Origin of the sequence: Pseudomonas sp. BCRC 81390, assembly GCF_030341915.1 — a bacterium.
Taxonomy (GTDB): Bacteria; Pseudomonadota; Gammaproteobacteria; order Pseudomonadales; family Pseudomonadaceae; genus Aquipseudomonas.
In genome coordinates this window covers 264,878-282,147 of the sequence record NZ_JATAAG010000019.1, presented here as the reverse complement: position 1 = coordinate 282,147, position 17,270 = coordinate 264,878, and the positions used below count along the sequence as shown (strand labels likewise).

Here is a 17,270-nt window from a genome sequence, read left to right as displayed (position 1 = left end):
CGAATGGATATTTGAACGCGCCGCGATGGGTACCGCACTCCGGACACTCCAGCTGCGTGACGCCTACCGGAGCAGCCGCTACCCATTCATGCCGACAGTTCGCGCAGATGCACTCACCGGAGGCGTGCGGACCTTCGCGATCTCGCCGCCTCAGCTCAACCACGTTCATTCGGCCACCATCTTGTGGGTTTCGGCGTGGGCGTGTCCGTGCAACAGGCCAACCAGCAGCCCCTGGGGAAGGCCGACAGCCTTGGCGGCATCAATCGCTTTCACCAGGGCTGCATCGAACTCGGCCACCGCATGCACGATCTCCATGCTGACCGGAAGCTCATGGCGAATTCGTGTGACGTTGCTCATGCCTGCTCCCGCGCCTCGAAACGGCGCACTTCGATTTTGTGGCGCGGGATCACTCAACCCGCTTGCATATGTCGCAATCCAGGCGCTGGCAGATCCAGCGCTTTACCCTTGGCCAGTAGGTGACCACGAACATATGGCGCAGGCCTGCCAGGGCGAGTGCAACGTGCATCGTTACCCCGGCAGTGTTCGGGGTGAAGAACATGCGGTCCGACCGGGCCAGGATGGCGTAGCCGCTCAGGGCGATGATCGAGTAGAGGATCTTGCCGATCACACCGTCTCGAACCTTGCCACTCAGCACGGCCCAGGATGCCCACAGGGCAATCACCCCGGCCGCCAACGCATTGATGTATTCGAGAATCATCCGTTAGGCCCTCCGAACTTGGACCTGATGACAGACCAGAGATCGGCGGCTTTGATCGCCCTGGTGACGGCGGCAATGAGGGAGCCACCGAAGGTGCCGAGCAGAAACCCTACCCCGGCCACGCTGCGCGGTTCCACAATGCCGAAGTAGGCGCTGACCATTCCGGTCAGGTAGTGGGCGCAGGCCATGCCGGTCAGCAGGAAGAGGATCCACGCCTTACGGTCGAGTAGATCGTCCTTGTGCCATCGGGTGGCAATCAAGGCTCCCAATAGGCCCGCAATAGCCCAGTCGAGCTTTTCGAGCAGGCGGTGAAAAAGCTCCATGCGCTCGACTCCATAGCAGGGGCACAGAAATACCACAAATATGTTGTATTACCACAAAGCTGTTGTATACTGGACTCATCCAGACAACAGAGACGAGGTGATGAAGTTCAGCGAGTTCAGACGATGGTTGAAGGCCCAAGGGGTGACCTTCGAAGCAGCTAAAGGCAGCCACTTCAAGATCACAGCCCCAAACGGCAAACAGACTGTCTTCGCGGACCACGGTGCTAAGGAAATGCCAGAACCGACCCGCAAGGCGATCATCAAGCAACTGGGGCTCTAAGAGCCCCCTTCGCCTATGAGCGCTGAACGCATCACCCTGAGGAGTGACCATGTACGACTATGCAATCCGCTTCGAAGAGGACGGCACCGCGCCAGGCGTTGCCGTTTTCTGCCGTGACCTGCCGGAGCTGAACAGCTATGGCGACAACCGCGAGCATGCGATCAGTGAGGCGATCGACGCCATCGAATCCACGCTGTCGCTCTATGCGGACCAGCGATGGGTGATCCCAGAGGCGACCCCAGCCAAAGAGGGAGAAGTAGTCATCCACCTGCCAGCAGTCACCGTGGCGAAAATCGCGCTGTGGAACGAGATGATGGCGCGAGGTATGCGCAAGGCCGATCTGTGCCGACTGCTGGGTGTATCCCAGACCCAGGGAGACCGCCTGGTCGACTTTCTCCACACCTCGAAGATGGAACAGCTGGAGAGCGCTCTTGCCGTCATGGGCAAAAGATTGTCGATTTCCGTTGAGGCTGCCTGAGCGCCATCAACCAACGAGGCCATTGATGGGCCTGTTTAGGCCCTCTTCCAGAAACAAAAAAGCCCGCACTTGGCGGGCAAGGGAGCTACGCAGAAAAGTTAAATCTGGTGGCTGTAGAATAGGGAGTACGACTCGATGCCGTCGTTCGGCTGCTTGATACCGGCGTTGGAGTAGTGAATCGCTCGGATACCAACCTTCTGAGTCTCACCGATTTTCAAGCCTGCGCCGATGCGGTCTTCGAAGTTGAAGGCCGAACCAAAGTCCTGGTCGCCTGCCGAGGTACCAGAGAAGACTGCAACGCCGATGCCCGCCTCAACGAATGGCTTCACATTACCGCTGCCGAACTCGTAAACGAAAACTGGCGCAAAGGACAGCGAATGAGCGCCGCCAGAGGCATCACCTGCTTCCCAGTAGGTGTAACCAGCATCCCAGTACCCGGTAAGACGGCCAGTGCTGCTTTCCAGCCAGCTCTTGTCCCAGTCAAAACCGATCCCAACGCGTGCAGTCATACCGCCCTGACTGGTAGCGCCGACGGCTCCAGAAAGCTCAGCGGCCTGAGCGGCAACACCCAAAAGAGAAAACACCGCTGCAGCGATGATTTTTTTCATAATCACGGAATCCCTGATGAATTTTACTTAGCAAGCTATGTGAATCAGATTGCCATCAATTCGTTCCATGGGTTCTGAAAAATTCTGAAAATATTTGAAGTCGTGAGGAGCGGGACTCTTGAGGGCCTCTTCGGGCAATAAAAAACCCGGCACGATGACCGGGTTCTGTTCGTCAATCCTCAACACATACAGGAATGACAGGATGAACAAATAATGTTGCATGGTTGCACAGGTGTCAAGCGGCATCAGCCATCAAAACGCCTTCCTGCTGAAGTATCTTGCCAGACGCGTCCAGCGCCTCTGCCACCATCTCGTCGAGCACCTTCTCGATTGCCTTCTTCCACCGCCAGTAGGTGGTCCTGTTCAGGCCCTGCCCGTCCCAGGTGTTGATGTCGTAGAACTCGGCCGGCAGCACGATCATGTCGGTGGAGCGCTTCACGTACTGCTCGCGGCGCGCCTGCCCTGCGTCCTCCGGCATCTCGCCGCCGGCCAGGTGCCTGGCCACGCCAGCGGTGAGCGAATCGAACTCAGCGCGCTCTCGGGTCGCCCGACTGGCCACCTCATGCCCCGACTGCGCCTGAACGCCTTTCACCGGCGGGATGGCCCACGCGGTTACCGCCTTGTACCGGAACAGGTTCGGCGCCTGGGTCGCAATCAGCGGCACCAGCTTCCCGATCGCTTCCACCTTCTTGGCCTTGTGGGTAGAGAACCTGGCCGTCAGTGCATTCCAGTGCCGCGGGATCAGCTTGCTGTGCAGGCGGGCGTGCACCCAGCAGTCCACCAACATCGCCGCATCCTTGCCGGCGATCTCCCCCTTCAGCTTCGAGGCTTGGACCTTCGGCTCGAAGTCGCCGCCACCTACGCCGCTCATGGTCTCCGCGGCCAAGGCACGGACCACTGCTGCCAAAACGCTTTGGTATTTCATCGTCCCTGCTCCTTCTTGCGGCGGTACGAGATGACCATGCCGCGCACAATGGCGTAGCTGGCGAAAATGAACATGCCCAGGATCAGCAGCTGGGCGCTGTCGGTTGGTGTCCAATTCATGCTGCTGCCCTCCGTAGGTCTTTGAGCTTCTGCCTGTACAGGGCCTTGATGGCCTGCAGGTCTTCGATGGTCAGGCGCTGGGGCTTATGAGGCCCTTCGAGCCAATCAACCTGGTCGGCGCCGATGCGCTTCACCAACCGGATGCGGTACTCGACCGCGTTGCCCGACAGGTTGCGGTTGCACTTCACGCACTGCCGGTGGACGTTCAGCGGCTCGAAGCGCAACTCCGGGCAGGCCCCCACCGACCGGTAATGGCCGGCGTCCCAGCGACTGCCGGTGATGAGGTCGTGGTCGCTCGGCAGCGAGTCGCAACTGATGCATGGCAGTCCGGCATCGCGCTCGCGGATGTAAGCGTTGAACGCGGTCTGGGCCTCAGCCATGTGCTCTCGACGGGTCTTCAGCCTCTCCCGGCGCTCCTGCAATTCCTGGCGGGCCTGCTTGGTGATGGCCCTGGCCGCGATTTTCTGCAGCTTCGGGTCTTTGGCCATGGCCTTGGCGCAGGCGATGCTGCACGCCTTCTGCGTGGTCATGGACGGTTTGAAGGGCTTGCCGCAACCTGGGGCCTTGCACTTTTTGGGCTTGATCTCCTTGGTCAGACTCATGCCGACCTCCAAATCTGGTCGCGCGTTTTCTTGCCGTTCTTCTTCGCTTCGCGTTTGACCTTGCGCAACTCCTCCTGCACCTGATCGAGGGTCATTTCACCGGACTGAAGCTTGGCGACCAAGGCCTGCCTGAATTCGGTGCTGTCAGCCACCAACCCCTGCTCCTCGGCGATGTGCAGGGCCACACGCTTATCCAGGCGACGGTCGTACCAATCACGCCTTCTCATGCTGCAGCCTCCCCCAACAGGTCGCTGAACACCACACCCTGCGGCGCGAACTCGGCCACGATGCGGTCGGTGTACTGGCAGCCCTGGGCCCGGTCGAACAGCCGGGTGACCGGGAAGCCATCCGGCCCGAACATCGCGCACGGCCCCATCAGGCGCAGCATCACCTCATACGGCAGGTGGATGAACGACTCGGCCCAACCGGTGCGGAACTCCTCGCAGCCCGCGCGCATGATCGGCACGCCGAAGTGCAGCTTGCAGTAGCGACGCACATCCTCGATGTCACCCATCTCGGTGCTCTTGGCGATCCGGTCGTACATCGCCCACCACAGGGCGTTCTGGTCCAGGGTACGGTCCTTGCCCGGGCGCATGGTGACCACGACGAACTTCTTGTCGCGGAACAGACGGGTAAGCATGGTCACGGCCTCGGATAGCTTGGCCTGGCTGTTGACGCTGATCTTCTCCGTCATGCCTCCACCTCCTGCAACTGCTTTTCCGCGGCACGAACCCGAGCGTTGAGCTGGTTGATCTCGTCGAGCAGGCCAAGGGCGACTTCCTCAACCGTCGTCTCGCCGAGGAACACGTCCAGGGCGTCGGCGTGGCGCTGCAGGTCTTGATCATCAGCCCGCCAGGCGGCCACTACGGACCACAGCAAGGGCTGCAGGGCTTTCTTGTCGACGGTCATACACCCTCCCCGGCCGGCTGCCCGGCTCGTTTGATGTTCAACTTGGCCAGCAGGTGTGCACGGCAGGCGGCGGCACTGGATGGGATCTGCTGGATCTCCAGCAGGCGGGCCTGCTTCTGGCTGGCGTACTCATCGGCCAGCTGGGCGGCGCTCTTCTGGCTGTCGTGGCCAATACCGGTGGCGATGTCGCCCAGTGGCTCGCCGGCCACCAACATGCGGATCGTGATGTCGTAGGCCCGGGCGAACACCTTCTCGGCCCGCTCCACCTCCATCGACCCAAGGTTCTGCGCCTCGCACTGCAGAGCTGCGTGGCGCACCGCTGCGTGCGACCAGGTGCGTGACCCTGCCCTGCTGGGGTGGAAATTCTCCAACGCCTCTGCCAGGGCTCGCGCAAGCGGCGGAATGCCCATCTCTTCCGGGGTCGGCTGGCACAGCTTGATGAACTTGCCGCTGCTCGGGGCGAAGTCGGTACCCAGCACCCGGCACTTCTGGATGCCGAAGCGGATCTGCTCGAGCGTGTTGATGCCCGCGGCGACGAAGGACTTGATCCAGCTGCGCTTGGCAGCCTTCAGCGCGTCGTCATCCGGCCAGGCCTGCTTCCATGCCGGAAAGATGGCCTGCAGCTCCTTGAACAGGGCGTTGACTACATCGGTGGTCCCCGGGTCGAGCTGCTTGGCCGGGGCCTGTGCCTCGGCTGGCAGGTTGCGGGCCGTGGCCATGATCTGCGTGACGCTCTTGGGAGCGTTCGGCGTGCTCATAGCGCACCCAGGTCATCAGCCCATGTCGTGTCGTTGAAATCTGGTCCATTGCTCTGGCGGCGGGACGGGAATTGGTGGACATTTCCGGGCGCCGGCAGCTCGTCATCCCAGCGCTTGCCATTCAGCCAGGTGGCCGGGTGTGGGATGAACTGGCCGCAGTCCTTGGTCCAATCCGGCGAAACCGTCCAGGCAGCCAGCGCGCTGGTCATGCGCTCGAACAGGAAGGCGTCGACCTTCAGCTTCGACCAGGCCTTCTCGGCATTGGCCTTTCCCACCTTCCGCGGGTAAAGCTTCCAGAACTGAGCGAACAGGTCGCAGTCATCACTTGATGACGAAGGCTTTTGATCTTGTTCTTTCTCTTCTCTTCTCTTCTCTTCTCTGGTCCGCATTTTGTCCGCATCACTTGCGGACGGATTGCGGACAGAATTCGCTTTCCGAGATTCACGCTTGCGCTCACTGTCGTTGGCACGGCGCTTTGCGCTGGCCCCGTTGTGCTCATCAAAGCGAGGCATGACAAGGCTTCCATGCTCATCGATGTCAGCCCATTCGACATCCACCATGGCCTGAGTGAAGCCTGGCCAGCCGATAACGGCATCCATGGCCTCGGTGGTGTACCCGTGGAGCACGCCATCAGCAGAGTGAGTGTCAAAGATGCTCCAGGCGACATGCAGTCCGCCGATCACCCGCAACCTGTCCGCACGCAATGCGGACACCATGCGGAAAACTTTCGGATGCGTCTGAAGATCTACGCGCATTTTGATCCAGTCTCCGGCCATTACTTGGCTCCCACGCCGACTAGGTCGACGAGCTCTTCGAAACGATCGATGTACCAATGCGGCTGCGTTTCTCGCGGGCACTGAGGGCTGGTGATGTTCTTGCCGTAGCGCAGGCCCTTATCAGTCACGGACCAGAAGCACACAGGTTCGCGCTTGCTGTTCTGCCGGGTTCGAGCCTGGAGGAAGCCAAGCCCGGCCAGTGCGCGGTTGAAGGCAGGCGCCGACGTGTTCACGCCATGGCGCTTGAGTAGCGCTGTCACAGCCATGGTCGGAATTGAGCTTCCACCTGTGGCATCCGGTGGCGAGTCTATGGCGTAGCTCGGTAGGAACTGCGGGTCGAGCCCGTTGTTCTCTGCGATCTTGGTGAGCATCGCCAGTTGGCTGGATGGAGCAGGTTTCAGGAGGCGAGTAAAGCACTCCATAATGGCGATTTCACCGATCACCTTGGTGCCGTTGGCTGTCGCGGCCTGGCGCGCTTCTGACTGGCCTTCCAGCTCCCGCCAGCGCCGAATGACCTTCATACGCAGCGCCGGGCTATATCCGGTCAACAGGCAATCAGTGTGCTCGCGGTCGAGCAGATACTGCACCTGCTCACGGTTTCTCCCGTCGAGATAGATGTCCTCAAAATTGAGGGGATCGACCTTGAGGTCTTTCAGCATGGCGACAATGTCGCGCTTGACGTTGTCATGGCGTTTGCCGGTCAGGCTGGCAATTTCCCTGGACGACATCGTGCGCGCCACGAAACCGCTGGTTGCATTTTGTGGCGCGGGCCTCTGGAGGCCCTGTACATCTGGTGGTTGAATATGCATAATCGACTCCAGTGATATGCAGTTGAAAAGGCCGGGCCGCAATCCCGGCTTTTTTGTGCCCGCAATTCGGGCTTATCAGGGCCTGGTCAGGACCTGACGTGGAACGGCTTCACATTGCCTCTTGGGTTGCGAGGCTTCGTTCGGCTTGCCAGCTCTTTTCGGATCAGCTCTGCCGCGAGTTCTTCAGGGCTGACGCCCCGTCTTTTCGCTTCCTGCTCAAGCTGATTCGTCAATTCCTGGTCCAAGCCGATCTGTTCGATAGGCATGGGCCCCTCCTAAGGGCCTTCAGGCCACGTTCTGATCGCCGGTATTCTCCGAGGCCAGGGCGGCCAGTTGAGCTTCCAGAAGCTCTCGGCAGAGCACAGCGCGCTGGGTGCGATGAAACTTGGCCAGCGCCTGAATCAGTTCGAACGTGTCCTCATCGACCCGGACCTTGATCTCGCGGTCATGCAGGTGATTGCGGTTGGCGTACATGCGGGAGTAGCTCCTTGCAGTTGGAAATGGTTAGGCGGCGACTTGTGCCGGCGGGAACGCATCATCAAGGGCGCAACTGGCGCCCAGGACGTTCAGCGCTTCCACGATCTGGCGCGCCTCTTGAAGGCCCGGATTCCTGAGGCCTGATTCGTAATTGGCCAGGCGGGACTGATTCCAGCCGAGCTGACGGCGCAGCGCTGCCTGGGTAACGCCAGCCCTTTCGCGGATCGTTCGGACTTGGTTCATACGGTCTTCCTCCATTGATGACCAGAGGATAAACACGTTTCGTGTTAGTTGCAATCACAATAAGTGAAAGCCGGGTATTTCGTTTCGTGATGAAATTCCGCGCATGAACGAATCATTGAGCCAGCGCATCAAGCGCCTGAGAAAAGCCAAAGGGATGTCCCAGGCCCAGCTTGCGGAGGCCTGCGGCTGGAAATCGCAATCCCGGGTTGGTAACTATGAGGTCGGCACTCGCGAGCCGACCCTGGCCGATATCGCCTCAATGGCAGCAGCCTTGGGCGTTGATCAGTCCGAGCTGCTCCTGAATTCGCCGGCGCCAGAACCAACTGCCGCGCCGGAGCGGAGCATGGCCGACCTTGTGAAGCAGATGCTCGCAAAGAGCGGAAAAGGCTTTTCCGAAGAGGCGCGCCGCCGGCTTCTCGCAGCAGCCGAGGAGCCGCAACCGTCAGATGTGATTGAGGCTGACTTCTCTCGCCCAGGCCTGGTTGGTGATGAGGTGTGGATAGCCCACTACGATGTCCGGGCGTCGATGGGCGGTGGTCAGAACGCGCACGACTACCCAGAACTGATCAAGGACATTCGCGTCAGCCCGAGCCATCTTCGTGAGCTGGGTGTTGAATTCGAAGAACACTTCCATCTGAAGGTAGTCACCGGCTGGGGCCAGTCGATGGAGCCCACCATCAAGCACCGCGACCCGCTGATCGTGAACATCAACGTTCGCGAGTTCGTGGGTGACGGGATATACCTCTTCGTCTGGGATGACCTGCTCTACATCAAGCGCCTGCAGGTGGCTGATGAGGAGCACTTCGAGATGATTTCGGACAACCCGCGGCACAAGGATCGGCTGATCCGGCGGGACATGACCTACATTCAGGCCCGAGTGCTTCTAGTCTGGAATGCGCACCTAGTTTGATCAGCGCCAAAAACCTGGGCGCAAATTATAATTTGCAAGGAGCATAGCTTGAAATTACTGCCCGACGACTATTACGACAGACAACGACGAATATCGGCCAGTCGGGCTCGAGCACGTGCCAGGGGAGAGAAGAGCTCTCGGCCCTCCCAAAAGGCAGACGTAATAGTGAATGCTCCATCCCAAATCGGACTACACAATCGTTCTGCGCAATCTGAACTCATCCGTTTTCTTAGAGCATTGAGAAAGCAGTGTACTAGGAACAGTTCCGTCAAAATTAATTTCTACCCAATTGAAAAAGTCTTCAGCACCGGCATGCTTTTGATGCTGGCGGAAATTGATAGGATTACTCGAGTCCTGGGCGAAAAATGCACAATCACCTGTAACTATCCAAAAGACGACACTGCAGAAAAAGTATTTCAACAGGTTGGCCTATTGAGGATCCTAAAAAAGCCTCACCGACAGAAAATTACTGAAAAAGACACCAATGTCGTCAACTGGAATTACGCTTCGGACGTAAGTGTAAACCAAAAAAGCGCCGACGTATTGATGAAAGCCATTCGTAACCAAGTGCCTAAAGGTTATCAAAAGCTGGTTACCGGCGTCGGCGAGGCCATGGACAACGCTGTCCATCACGCATACATACGGCCTCGTGGCGATCGTCTTAGCGGCTCTCCCGATGCTGACGAGCGCCGCTGGTGGGTATTCGCCGAGGTTTTGGATGGGTGGCTTCATGTGGTTTTTTGCGACTTGGGTTTAGGCATCCCCGTAACGCTTCCTGAGCGCTGGGCTGAACAGCTGACAGACATACTCCGCCTGACCACCCTATCACCTGGTAAGCGGGATAGCCGCATGATTCGGCGCTCCTTGGAGCTTGGTCGTACCCGGACCGAGCAGGACCACCGAGGCAAAGGTCTAAAGCGCAACATCCTAAAGGCCGCTGAGGAACTCGGCGGAAGGCTGCACGTCTACAGCAACATGGGCGTCGTAGGGGTTGATTGTGGGGGTGGCGCCCCAAGGTATACCCTAGGGGCCTACGATGAATCTATACTGGGCACCATCATTCAGTGGTCGATACCGGTCACAGAAAAGCAGGATTTGGAAAATGAGCATGACTAAGATCACAATCGCGAAGGATTTTAGCGAATACCCAGCGGGGCGATATCGCGATGATGGTGATTTTTCCGGTGAGGTTTTTCGAGATGACCTACTTGAGCCGAGATTAAGAGAGTTCGATTTAGTAGAAGTTGACTTAGATGGGTCAATGGGTTACGGATCATCGTTTCTAGAAGAAGCCTTCGGGGGGCTTGTTCGACTGAAAAAGTTCACGAAAGACGCTCTTCATAAGAAGCTCAGATTCATCTACAAAGAAGATCCTTTCGTAATTGACGAAATATGGACATATATAGATAGCGCTCATGGCTGATTCAGGAATTGGTTTGGGGGACTTTCCAGCATGGCTGGCACTTGCCGTCTCACTCTTTGGGGGATTCCGCCAATGGGCATCCAATAAAAAAAATAAAAGCGACTTGGAATCCCTAGAAGAAAAAACCAAACTTGAACGCATAAAGTTCCAACAAAAAATTAGAATTGAGCAGCTATCCAAAGATCTAGACGAACTTTGTGCACTATCAATAGAACACTGGATGAAACCTGGCACTGAAATCGGGTGCACTGGCTTAGTCATTACTCAGAAAACAAAAGATATTTCTTCAAGGATCTGGTCATACAAAAAGTTCTTGTGGCCAACCGCAAGCTCGGAGTTTTTCCACCTCAAAAGGCTTATAACTGGAGGAAACTTTCAATCCCTCAGACGCCCTGCGGAAGCTCATGATTCCAGTGTCATACGTGGATTTATGGACTCTTTCTCTGACTTCCGAGAAAAGCTGCGTATCGAATGCGACAGAATAGACATCCAATAGAACATATAAAAAAGCCCGCTCCTTAGCGGGCTTTTTTCGTCAGAAAGGCGCCTCCTCCTCTACCCTCTCCACTTCCCAATCTCTCTCTGCAACCAGGTCGTCTCGATCTTCGGCATTTTGCGCCTCCCACTTCACCGTCACGCTCTCGTCGTCGTTGAACGTCAGATCCAGCTCTGGCGTTTCGGCCAGCAGCCCCATCACCTCCTCCCACTCCATGTCTCCATCCGTGTCCAGGCGATGGATCGTCACCCAGCGCTGAGCCTGCGCGATCGGGTGATTGATCATCGACGAAACCCGCAGGCCTAGGCGTTCCAGTCCGGTCATTTCCTGGCGCGCCTGCGGCGCCGACTTCCTCTGCTTGGCCATTAACTCCTCCGTTAACTGTACATCCATCCAGTATTGGGTAGAGCATACATCACGCCTTGTGAAAGGTGAACACGCTTCGCTTGGAGGAATTTCAAAACGGCCTTGAAAAAAAAACAAATCACATTTCGTGTTGACTTAAAAAACACATTGCGTGATATTTGCCTCAACACGCAGTTACTCACGAGGGACTGCAGAGGCCCTCAAGCCTCACCGCTCTTTAGCGACACACCTTGCCGGATCGACACCGGCCGAAATTCAAAGGCAGCGATGGACAGGCCTGAACAGTCCAGAGGGGTGGCAACTGCCCCGGGCGTGCAGCGTAAAGCGCCGAGACCAGTTATCCAGCGGGAAGAAATGCCGAGAGGCCCGCGGCTGGAGGAACAACCAGAAGATTGCCGCGCAACTGACGCCAGTAGCGGGTCGCGGCAGGTTTCACTCGCAGCCATTCCAACGAGTGGCTGCCGGGAAATCAACCGAGGAATGCAGCATGCAGATCAACCAGCAGAAAACGGAGCAGGTCGATGTGACCGAGATTCGCCTGCACATCAAGGTGAGCGATGGCTTCGCCGCCGGTCTACAAGATGCCCAAGGCGACGAGGTCGGAACTTACGAAGGCTACGTGCCGGATTTCTTTCCAGGTAACCATTACGGCGACTACCTAATCCTGAATATCGACCTCGAGACAGGTCTGATCAAAAACTGGAATAAGCCCGCTTCGGCAGACATCGAGAAGATGCTCGCCCAGGGCGAGGGCGACTGAACCACCTGCACCCCATCCGCCTGACGTTAACCGCCCGATCCCCCGCTCCCCATCGCGGGTTTCATCGGAGTGTGATCTGTGAGCCGTGGCCGCTGAAACCCAAGCGCCTAGATGGATGCGCCGAAACGCGGTAACGGGGCGCTCAAGACCAGATCACACCCCGATGCAGCTCCGACGCAGTTAAAAAAATTGAATCTGCTAATTGCCATCTCGGTCAGGATTTATGAACGCAGTACATCTGACGAGGTAACAGCAATGACTATCGAAGCAGAGACACTCGCTCAACTTACCGAAGCGCTCCAGGAGCGCGGTATGTACCTAGTTTCAGACATCGCATTTACCAGAGCGCCTTACCGGCATAACCACCGCTGGATCTGCATCGTGGAGTGACCATTCTTACTGCCGGCGGCTCAGAGCAGGCCTCTACCGCCGGCTCCTCTGCTACTTCACCCCAGATTCAGCAACACCCCCCCCCTTCTTTCCTACCCCCATCCCGACATATCGACCGCATTGGCAGGCGCCAGGCCACCTTTCACGGTGGGTTTGGTCACCCGCGCCTGGCTCCTGGCCAATGCGGTTGCCACGCGAGCAAACGAACATGAGCGAACTCGGATATTGCGAGGGCGATACCTGCGGCCGTGACGGCTGCGTGGGCGTCATCGAATCGCACAAGGTGGTGAATTGCAGTTGCCACATATCACCACCTTGCGGCGCTTGCACCGCACCGCGCGGCTACTGCGAAGCCTGCGGCTGGGAGGAGTTGGAAGACCCACCGCCGCCGCCCGAGACTTACAAGGGCGAGCCGTGGCAGTCACCAGAGCCGCAACCGCTTGACCCAAGCAAGGTCGATTGGCGCTTCGTGCCTCACACCCACTTTTCGATGATCAAGGAAGGTGTGTACCCGCAGCACATGAGCCGCAAAGAGGTCGAGCGCGAGGTTCGCGGAACCTTCGGCGGCCGCTTCGAGCAATTCGGCAACGGCCGCTTCAAGTACATCGCATACACCGACTGACCCACCACCTGGAGGCGACCATGGGCGCACTTCGAGCAGCACAGTTTGAGTACGACAACCGGATGCCGCCGGCGGTGAGCGACGATGACGCCGACCAGGTGGAGTGGATCGAATCCAACGCGCAGAAGCTGGTCCTGGGCTACCGGGTCGGCTGGGGTTATCGCGGGGAACGCAGCGAGATCACCCAGGCCGACTTCGCCCGGGCGGTGCAGGACCACTTGAACAACCGCCAGATCGACGGCCTGGACCAACAGGACGCCTTCGGCAAGCTGGTCATGGCTGGCATGGGTACCGGCAACAAGGGCTTCATCATGGAGTTGTGCACCTACCTGCTTGGCGGGCCGAAGGTCCTCAAGGATATCGCCGCCGACCTGCTTCGCCCGGTAGCCGCCAAGGCCGTCGCAGCCGAGCAGGACCGCGAGCGCGAGATTCTGGAGTGCGGGTTTTGAGCCCGCACGTTCTGCTTGACGAAGAGCTTGATGCCCTGGCCCATCCATCAACCCCGCTGAGCTGGTCTGTGATGATCCAGAAGCAGCTCACCGAAATGATGGCCGACCAGCGCATCACCATCGAAGAGTTCAACCACTACTGCGGGCGCCTCAACAAGATCGTTGATGGGCGCAAGGAGGTTGCATGACTACGCCGATTTTCCCGTCGCTCATCGACGAGCAGGTGGCAGAGGTCGCCCAGGCCGTGCCAGATGACCGCATCCTTCTGGTGTTCAAGGGCCTGACCATGGAGGACGCAATGAACCAGGCGCGCCTGGCTCACATCGAAAATCCGGCGGCCTGGTCGGGCCGGGCCTACCTCTGCGGCATGTGCACCCTGGCCTATGAGGTACGCACGTGAGCCGCCAGCAGGCCAGACGCTGGGCGTTCTGGCGCGGCTCCTTCTCCATGCTCTTCGCCTGCACCGTCTTCATGCTCGTCAGCGCACTGGCCGGCAGCATCACTTCCTGAACACACACCCGAGCCCGGCGGGCCCTTAGGGGATAACCGGACCTACCCGGAGCGTAAGCGGCGAGAGCGCGCAACCATCCACCGCAGCCAGGGCCTGGAGCGTACCTCCGTGCCTGGGTGACCTGGCATTCCCTATTCCAACTGACGGCGCCGGCCTGGCGCGAGGTTTTCCAATGTCCACAACCAACATGCGCATCTGGGAGCAGGTGCAGACCACCGATACCCGCTACACCAAGAACGCCGAGGTCGGCGGCCAGAAGATCACCAGCCTGAACGGCACCGCGATGGTCATGAAGGCCACCGAAATGTTTGGCCCGGTCGGAATCGGCTGGGGCTGGAAGGTCCTCGAAGAGCGATTTGATGACGGCCACGAGGTGTTTGCCGGCGAGGGCGACAAGCGAATCTGCCTGGGCCGGGAGATCGGCCACACCGTCAAGATCCAACTCTGGTTCATGCAGGATGGCCAGCGCGGCGAGGTCGAGCAGTATGGGTGCACCCGGTACCAGTACAAGACCAAGTACGGCATGACCACTGATGGCGAGGCGCCGAAGAAGTCGCTGACCGACGCCATCAAGAAAGCCCTGTCCATGCTGGGCTTCAGCGCCGACGTGTTCCTGGGCATGTTCGATGACGTGAACTACGTGCAGCAGCTGCAGGCCGAGCAGGCCATCGAGCAGGCCGAGGATCGCGAGGCCGAGATCGAGAAGCAGAAGCAGGAGCGCCTGGACTTCCTGAAGGGAACGATCGAGACCATGCAGGGCGCACAGAGCCTGCAGGAGCTCAAGAAGATCCACGACCACGCTGTGCGCAGACTCACCGCACGCCGGGACGATGCCGGCGTCAAGCGCATCGCCAAGGAGCTTGCCACCCTTTCCCCTAACTTCGCCCAGGGAGACGCAGCATGACCCAGCTCTACGCACTCACCGGCCAGATGGCCGAACTGGCCGCCATGTGCGACACCGACGACGAAGGCCTAAAGCAGGCCATTCAGGACACCATGGCCGGCATCCAAGGCGAGTTCGAGGTGAAGGCTGACAACATCGTCATGCTGCGCCGGAACATCGAGGGCGACATCAGCGCGATCGACGCGGAAATCGACCGCCTCAACGAACTCAAGCGCATCAAGGCCAACAGCGTCACGGCCATCACCGACTACCTGCGCCGGAACATGGACGCGGCCAACATCAAGACGATCAAGCGCCCACTTTTCACCATTAGCCTGGTCGCTGGCAAGGAGAAGGTAATCGTCGACAACGAGCAGGCGGTACCGGACGAACTGACGTCAGTCCAGACCAAGATCGCGCCGGACAAGAACGCGATCGCCGCGAAGCTTAAGGCTGACCGCGAGCACAACGAGGCAGTCCGCAAGCGCATGGCCGCCGGCGAAGACTGCGAACATGAACTCATCCCCGAGCCAGCCTGGGCGCACCTTGAGCGCGGCGAAAGCTCGATCCGCATCAAGTGAGGTGAGCATGAACCAATCAATCGACCTGGAGGCCGCCAAAGCGGCCTTCTTCGCGTCTGGCGGCCAACTTGTCGTGCTGGAGGGCTTCACCTATCGGCCGCTGCCTCCGCACAAAGGCCCCGAAGCGCAGCCAGTACCGGCCGCGAAGCTTGCTCCCAAGAAAGCCGCGACATCGCCCCGAAACGAAAAAATGAAAGCCCGCGCCGACCAGGTTGCCGAGATGGCCAAAACCATGACCTGCCAGCAGGTCCACGAGGCCACAGGTATATCCAAGCAGGCCCTATTCCGAGCTGCACGCGAAGGCAACTTCGTTTTTCGGCGCCCGGAGCGGAAGAAGTCGGCCAACAGCAAGCGCGATGCCCAGCGCCAGATCCAGCGCAACCTGAAGCGGATCGAAGAGCTGAAGGTGGTCCAGCGGATCTGCGCGTTGCGGGATACCGGCCTGCACCGCGCCCAGGTGGCCGAGCAGTTGGGCCTCAACTACGGGACGCTGGTCAACATCATCGAGCGCAACGGTATCGACTTCCCACGGGTTCGCATCAGGAAATGAAAAGGCTCAACAACCTGGTCCGCCAGCGCCGGCGGCAAGAACAGTTCCACCTGCCGCCCAGCGGCCTCACGGAGCACAGAAATGCAGAAAGCACCCTCTGGAGTCGTCACCCTGCCCGCCTGGATGAATCGACCCGTCAAGAAGCTGTACATCACCCGCAGTGGCGGCCAGTACCGGCCTGATGATGTGGCACTGGCCTTCGCGCTGAGCCTGCGCATGCACGATAGCGCCGATCACCTGCGCAGGCTGGCCCGGCGCCTGGTCGACAAGGTCTGCCTGGAGCACCAGCCGAACATGAAGCGCCTGGCCCGCGAGCCGGACGACGCCAAGGTGTTCGACGCCGCGCTCAAGATCATCAACCGGGTTTGCGACCTGCTCGACATCGGGTCTGGCGCCACCTTCGCGCGCAATGGAGGCGATGATGGCTCTGACGCAGCAGCAGCGTGACGAGAAGCGCAGGGCCAAGGCCGAGCGCCTGCAGGAAGAAGACCTGCGCTTGAAGGTTCGACCAGGGACTAAACAGGCCCTGCTGGAACTGATGGAGTGGGCCGGGATCGAGGAACAAGGCGAGGCGCTGACGCTGATGATTCATCACATCGAAGCGCTCGGGCATCACGCCTTGTTCAGGATTGCGCGCCACGAAATCGAAGTTCACCGGTCTGTGGTGCGGACTGAGCCGCTTCGGCTGTCAGCCAGGAAGAGAACCGGCCAGCACCTGCGCTCTATATGTGGCTGGGCCGACGCCACGTACAGCCAGATGATCGAGGCACTGATCCATGGCATCCACGCCCTGGGGCGGCGGCCCGCGGCGAAGTTTCTCACCCCGCCGCGACATCAGATCATCATCTCGCCGCGCCTGGCCTTGGCATTCGACCGGAAGAGCATGCAGATGATTCAGCAGGATCCGGGAGACGTCATAATTCCTCCGGATCAAACTCCATCGGCAGGCCATGCTTGATGGTCCCAAACCACTCGAACTGTCCGATAGTTTTCAAAGCGGCCTTTTCGATCTCGTCCGCAACGTCGTCGTACTGCTCTACTGACGGACATAGCTCAAACGTACAACAGCAGCTGTTTGAGTCGTAGAACAAGCTGATTACACGTTTTTGTAGCCCCTTTTGAGCGATTGCTACGCAAAAACTGAGCATTTCCGCCAGCTCATATGCCTTTCCGTGACGCGTGCAGATCTCAATTCCGTGTGCGGTGAGGTGATCCACTGAAACACTCGACTCACGCATTGAAACTCCCTAGCCCGGCCCCATGCCGGTCACCCGTAATACCCCATCCCAAACCAAATTGCCACC

The 17,270-nt window shown here is 59.0% G+C and carries 34 protein-coding genes; 16 read left to right on the top strand and 18 right to left on the bottom strand.

All coding sequences use genetic code 11. The annotated features are described in order from the left end of the window. Positions 1-165 precede the first annotated feature (165 nt). From QSV36_RS10325 to QSV36_RS10315, 3 genes are read right to left on the bottom strand one after another with little or no spacing between them, the layout of a single operon-like run. A complete protein-coding gene (locus tag QSV36_RS10325; RefSeq protein ID WP_289131494.1) occupies positions 166-357 on the bottom strand; it encodes a hypothetical protein in 192 nt (63 codons plus the stop codon). Positions 358-406: 49 nt separating this feature from the next. Further along, entirely contained in the window at positions 407-718 is a 312-nt protein-coding gene (locus QSV36_RS10320) for a hypothetical protein (RefSeq protein WP_289131493.1), read from the bottom strand. Continuing rightward, entirely contained in the window at positions 715-1,041 is a 327-nt protein-coding gene (locus tag QSV36_RS10315) for an MFS transporter (RefSeq protein WP_289131492.1), read from the bottom strand. The genes QSV36_RS10320 and QSV36_RS10315 overlap by 4 nt, the downstream gene beginning before the upstream one ends. 100 nt (positions 1,042-1,141) lie before the next feature. On the opposite strand from QSV36_RS10315, the gene QSV36_RS10310 reads away from it, so the two are divergent. Both QSV36_RS10310 and QSV36_RS10305 read left to right on the top strand, forming a co-directional pair. After that, a complete protein-coding gene (locus tag QSV36_RS10310) occupies positions 1,142-1,321 on the top strand; it encodes a type II toxin-antitoxin system HicA family toxin (RefSeq protein WP_085598729.1) in 180 nt (59 codons plus the stop codon). Between the two features lie 49 nt (positions 1,322-1,370). Next, a complete protein-coding gene (locus QSV36_RS10305) occupies positions 1,371-1,799 on the top strand; it encodes a type II toxin-antitoxin system HicB family antitoxin (protein ID WP_289131491.1) in 429 nt (142 codons plus the stop codon). 98 nt (positions 1,800-1,897) lie between these two features. Here the strand turns inward: QSV36_RS10305 and QSV36_RS10300 are convergent, their stop codons facing one another. The 13 genes from QSV36_RS10300 to QSV36_RS10240 form a co-directional block, all read right to left on the bottom strand. Then, positions 1,898-2,407: an acyloxyacyl hydrolase gene (locus QSV36_RS10300; RefSeq protein WP_289131490.1), complete on the bottom strand. Its 510-nt coding sequence runs from the start codon at positions 2,405-2,407 to the stop codon at positions 1,898-1,900. Positions 2,408-2,642: 235 nt separating this feature from the next. Beyond that, complete coding sequence (locus QSV36_RS10295; RefSeq protein ID WP_289131489.1) at positions 2,643-3,332, bottom strand: hypothetical protein; 690 nt, start codon at positions 3,330-3,332, stop codon at positions 2,643-2,645. Then, positions 3,329-3,451 carry a hypothetical protein gene (locus QSV36_RS10290; RefSeq protein ID WP_289131488.1) on the bottom strand — a complete coding sequence of 41 codons (123 nt, stop codon included), beginning with the start codon at positions 3,449-3,451 and terminating at the stop codon, positions 3,329-3,331. Before QSV36_RS10290 ends, QSV36_RS10295 begins: the two co-directional genes overlap by 4 nt. Continuing rightward, positions 3,448-4,053: a recombination protein NinG gene (locus QSV36_RS10285; protein ID WP_289131487.1), complete on the bottom strand. Its 606-nt coding sequence runs from the start codon at positions 4,051-4,053 to the stop codon at positions 3,448-3,450. The genes QSV36_RS10290 and QSV36_RS10285 overlap by 4 nt, the downstream gene beginning before the upstream one ends. Then, positions 4,050-4,280: a hypothetical protein gene (locus QSV36_RS10280; protein ID WP_289131486.1), complete on the bottom strand. Its 231-nt coding sequence runs from the start codon at positions 4,278-4,280 to the stop codon at positions 4,050-4,052. The genes QSV36_RS10285 and QSV36_RS10280 overlap by 4 nt, the downstream gene beginning before the upstream one ends. After that, positions 4,277-4,747, bottom strand: coding sequence for a NinB/YbcN family protein (locus tag QSV36_RS10275; RefSeq protein ID WP_289131485.1), 471 nt, complete (start codon positions 4,745-4,747; stop codon positions 4,277-4,279). The genes QSV36_RS10280 and QSV36_RS10275 overlap by 4 nt, the downstream gene beginning before the upstream one ends. Continuing rightward, positions 4,744-4,962 (bottom strand): hypothetical protein, encoded by a 219-nt coding sequence (locus QSV36_RS10270; protein WP_289131484.1) that lies wholly within the window; start codon positions 4,960-4,962, stop codon positions 4,744-4,746. The genes QSV36_RS10275 and QSV36_RS10270 overlap by 4 nt, the downstream gene beginning before the upstream one ends. Beyond that, the gene (locus tag QSV36_RS10265) at positions 4,959-5,720 is read right to left on the bottom strand and encodes a replication protein P (RefSeq protein WP_289131483.1); all 762 of its coding nucleotides are present in this window, start codon (positions 5,718-5,720) and stop codon (positions 4,959-4,961) included. Before QSV36_RS10265 ends, QSV36_RS10270 begins: the two co-directional genes overlap by 4 nt. Further along, a complete protein-coding gene (locus QSV36_RS10260; protein WP_289131482.1) occupies positions 5,717-6,496 on the bottom strand; it encodes an LvrA C-terminal domain-related protein in 780 nt (259 codons plus the stop codon). The genes QSV36_RS10265 and QSV36_RS10260 overlap by 4 nt, the downstream gene beginning before the upstream one ends. After that, on the bottom strand, positions 6,496-7,224 hold the full coding sequence (locus tag QSV36_RS10255) for a Rha family transcriptional regulator (protein WP_353853228.1): 729 nt from the start codon (positions 7,222-7,224) through the stop codon (positions 6,496-6,498). The genes QSV36_RS10260 and QSV36_RS10255 overlap by 1 nt, the downstream gene beginning before the upstream one ends. A 167-nt stretch (positions 7,225-7,391) precedes the next feature. After that, on the bottom strand, positions 7,392-7,571 hold the full coding sequence (locus tag QSV36_RS10250; RefSeq protein ID WP_274093845.1) for a ribbon-helix-helix domain-containing protein: 180 nt from the start codon (positions 7,569-7,571) through the stop codon (positions 7,392-7,394). Between the two features lie 19 nt (positions 7,572-7,590). Beyond that, complete coding sequence (locus QSV36_RS10245; RefSeq protein WP_039615332.1) at positions 7,591-7,779, bottom strand: hypothetical protein; 189 nt, start codon at positions 7,777-7,779, stop codon at positions 7,591-7,593. A gap of 30 nt (positions 7,780-7,809) precedes the next feature. Continuing rightward, on the bottom strand, positions 7,810-8,025 hold the full coding sequence (locus QSV36_RS10240; RefSeq protein ID WP_009397152.1) for a helix-turn-helix transcriptional regulator: 216 nt from the start codon (positions 8,023-8,025) through the stop codon (positions 7,810-7,812). Between the two features lie 103 nt (positions 8,026-8,128). Here QSV36_RS10240 and QSV36_RS10235 point away from each other — a divergent pair, with 103 nt between their 5' ends. The 4 genes from QSV36_RS10235 to QSV36_RS10220 are packed head-to-tail and all read left to right on the top strand — an operon-like array spanning position 8,129 to position 10,854. Then, positions 8,129-8,935: an XRE family transcriptional regulator gene (locus QSV36_RS10235; RefSeq protein ID WP_289131480.1), complete on the top strand. Its 807-nt coding sequence runs from the start codon at positions 8,129-8,131 to the stop codon at positions 8,933-8,935. Positions 8,936-8,983: 48 nt separating this feature from the next. Next, positions 8,984-10,051: an ATP-binding protein gene (locus QSV36_RS10230; protein ID WP_289131479.1), complete on the top strand. Its 1,068-nt coding sequence runs from the start codon at positions 8,984-8,986 to the stop codon at positions 10,049-10,051. After that, entirely contained in the window at positions 10,044-10,358 is a 315-nt protein-coding gene (locus QSV36_RS10225; protein ID WP_289131478.1) for an STAS-like domain-containing protein, read from the top strand. The genes QSV36_RS10230 and QSV36_RS10225 overlap by 8 nt, the downstream gene beginning before the upstream one ends. Continuing rightward, on the top strand, positions 10,351-10,854 hold the full coding sequence (locus tag QSV36_RS10220; RefSeq protein WP_289131477.1) for a hypothetical protein: 504 nt from the start codon (positions 10,351-10,353) through the stop codon (positions 10,852-10,854). Before QSV36_RS10225 ends, QSV36_RS10220 begins: the two co-directional genes overlap by 8 nt. 39 nt (positions 10,855-10,893) lie before the next feature. Here the strand turns inward: QSV36_RS10220 and QSV36_RS10215 are convergent, their stop codons facing one another. Further along, on the bottom strand, positions 10,894-11,220 hold the full coding sequence (locus QSV36_RS10215; RefSeq protein ID WP_289131476.1) for a DUF1654 domain-containing protein: 327 nt from the start codon (positions 11,218-11,220) through the stop codon (positions 10,894-10,896). 487 nt (positions 11,221-11,707) lie between these two features. Here QSV36_RS10215 and QSV36_RS10210 point away from each other — a divergent pair, with 487 nt between their 5' ends. The 10 genes from QSV36_RS10210 (at position 11,708) to QSV36_RS10165 (ending at position 16,924) form a co-directional block, all read left to right on the top strand. Further along, on the top strand, positions 11,708-11,980 hold the full coding sequence (locus tag QSV36_RS10210) for a hypothetical protein (protein ID WP_289131475.1): 273 nt from the start codon (positions 11,708-11,710) through the stop codon (positions 11,978-11,980). 598 nt (positions 11,981-12,578) lie between these two features. Further along, positions 12,579-12,992, top strand: coding sequence for a hypothetical protein (locus QSV36_RS10205; protein ID WP_289131474.1), 414 nt, complete (start codon positions 12,579-12,581; stop codon positions 12,990-12,992). 20 nt (positions 12,993-13,012) lie between these two features. Then, the gene (locus QSV36_RS10200) at positions 13,013-13,441 is read left to right on the top strand and encodes a hypothetical protein (protein ID WP_289131473.1); all 429 of its coding nucleotides are present in this window, start codon (positions 13,013-13,015) and stop codon (positions 13,439-13,441) included. Beyond that, positions 13,438-13,629, top strand: a complete 192-nt coding sequence (locus tag QSV36_RS10195) for a hypothetical protein (RefSeq protein WP_289131472.1) — start codon at positions 13,438-13,440, stop codon at positions 13,627-13,629. The genes QSV36_RS10200 and QSV36_RS10195 overlap by 4 nt, the downstream gene beginning before the upstream one ends. Continuing rightward, on the top strand, positions 13,626-13,841 hold the full coding sequence (locus QSV36_RS10190) for a hypothetical protein (RefSeq protein ID WP_289131470.1): 216 nt from the start codon (positions 13,626-13,628) through the stop codon (positions 13,839-13,841). The genes QSV36_RS10195 and QSV36_RS10190 overlap by 4 nt, the downstream gene beginning before the upstream one ends. Before the next feature lie 283 nt (positions 13,842-14,124). After that, positions 14,125-14,856, top strand: a complete 732-nt coding sequence (locus QSV36_RS10185; RefSeq protein WP_289131469.1) for a hypothetical protein — start codon at positions 14,125-14,127, stop codon at positions 14,854-14,856. Further along, the gene (locus QSV36_RS10180) at positions 14,853-15,416 is read left to right on the top strand and encodes a siphovirus Gp157 family protein (protein WP_289131468.1); all 564 of its coding nucleotides are present in this window, start codon (positions 14,853-14,855) and stop codon (positions 15,414-15,416) included. Before QSV36_RS10185 ends, QSV36_RS10180 begins: the two co-directional genes overlap by 4 nt. A 1-nt stretch (position 15,417) precedes the next feature. Further along, a complete protein-coding gene (locus QSV36_RS10175) occupies positions 15,418-15,966 on the top strand; it encodes a hypothetical protein (protein ID WP_289131467.1) in 549 nt (182 codons plus the stop codon). Between the two features lie 81 nt (positions 15,967-16,047). Next, complete coding sequence (locus tag QSV36_RS10170) at positions 16,048-16,413, top strand: DUF7740 domain-containing protein (RefSeq protein ID WP_289131465.1); 366 nt, start codon at positions 16,048-16,050, stop codon at positions 16,411-16,413. Beyond that, positions 16,388-16,924 (top strand): hypothetical protein, encoded by a 537-nt coding sequence (locus QSV36_RS10165; RefSeq protein ID WP_289131464.1) that lies wholly within the window; start codon positions 16,388-16,390, stop codon positions 16,922-16,924. The genes QSV36_RS10170 and QSV36_RS10165 overlap by 26 nt, the downstream gene beginning before the upstream one ends. On the opposite strand, the gene QSV36_RS10160 is transcribed toward QSV36_RS10165, so the two are convergent. Further along, on the bottom strand, positions 16,881-17,204 hold the full coding sequence (locus tag QSV36_RS10160) for a hypothetical protein (RefSeq protein ID WP_289131463.1): 324 nt from the start codon (positions 17,202-17,204) through the stop codon (positions 16,881-16,883). The two genes, QSV36_RS10165 and QSV36_RS10160, sit on opposite strands and share 44 nt — an antisense overlap. Positions 17,205-17,270 lie beyond the last annotated feature (66 nt).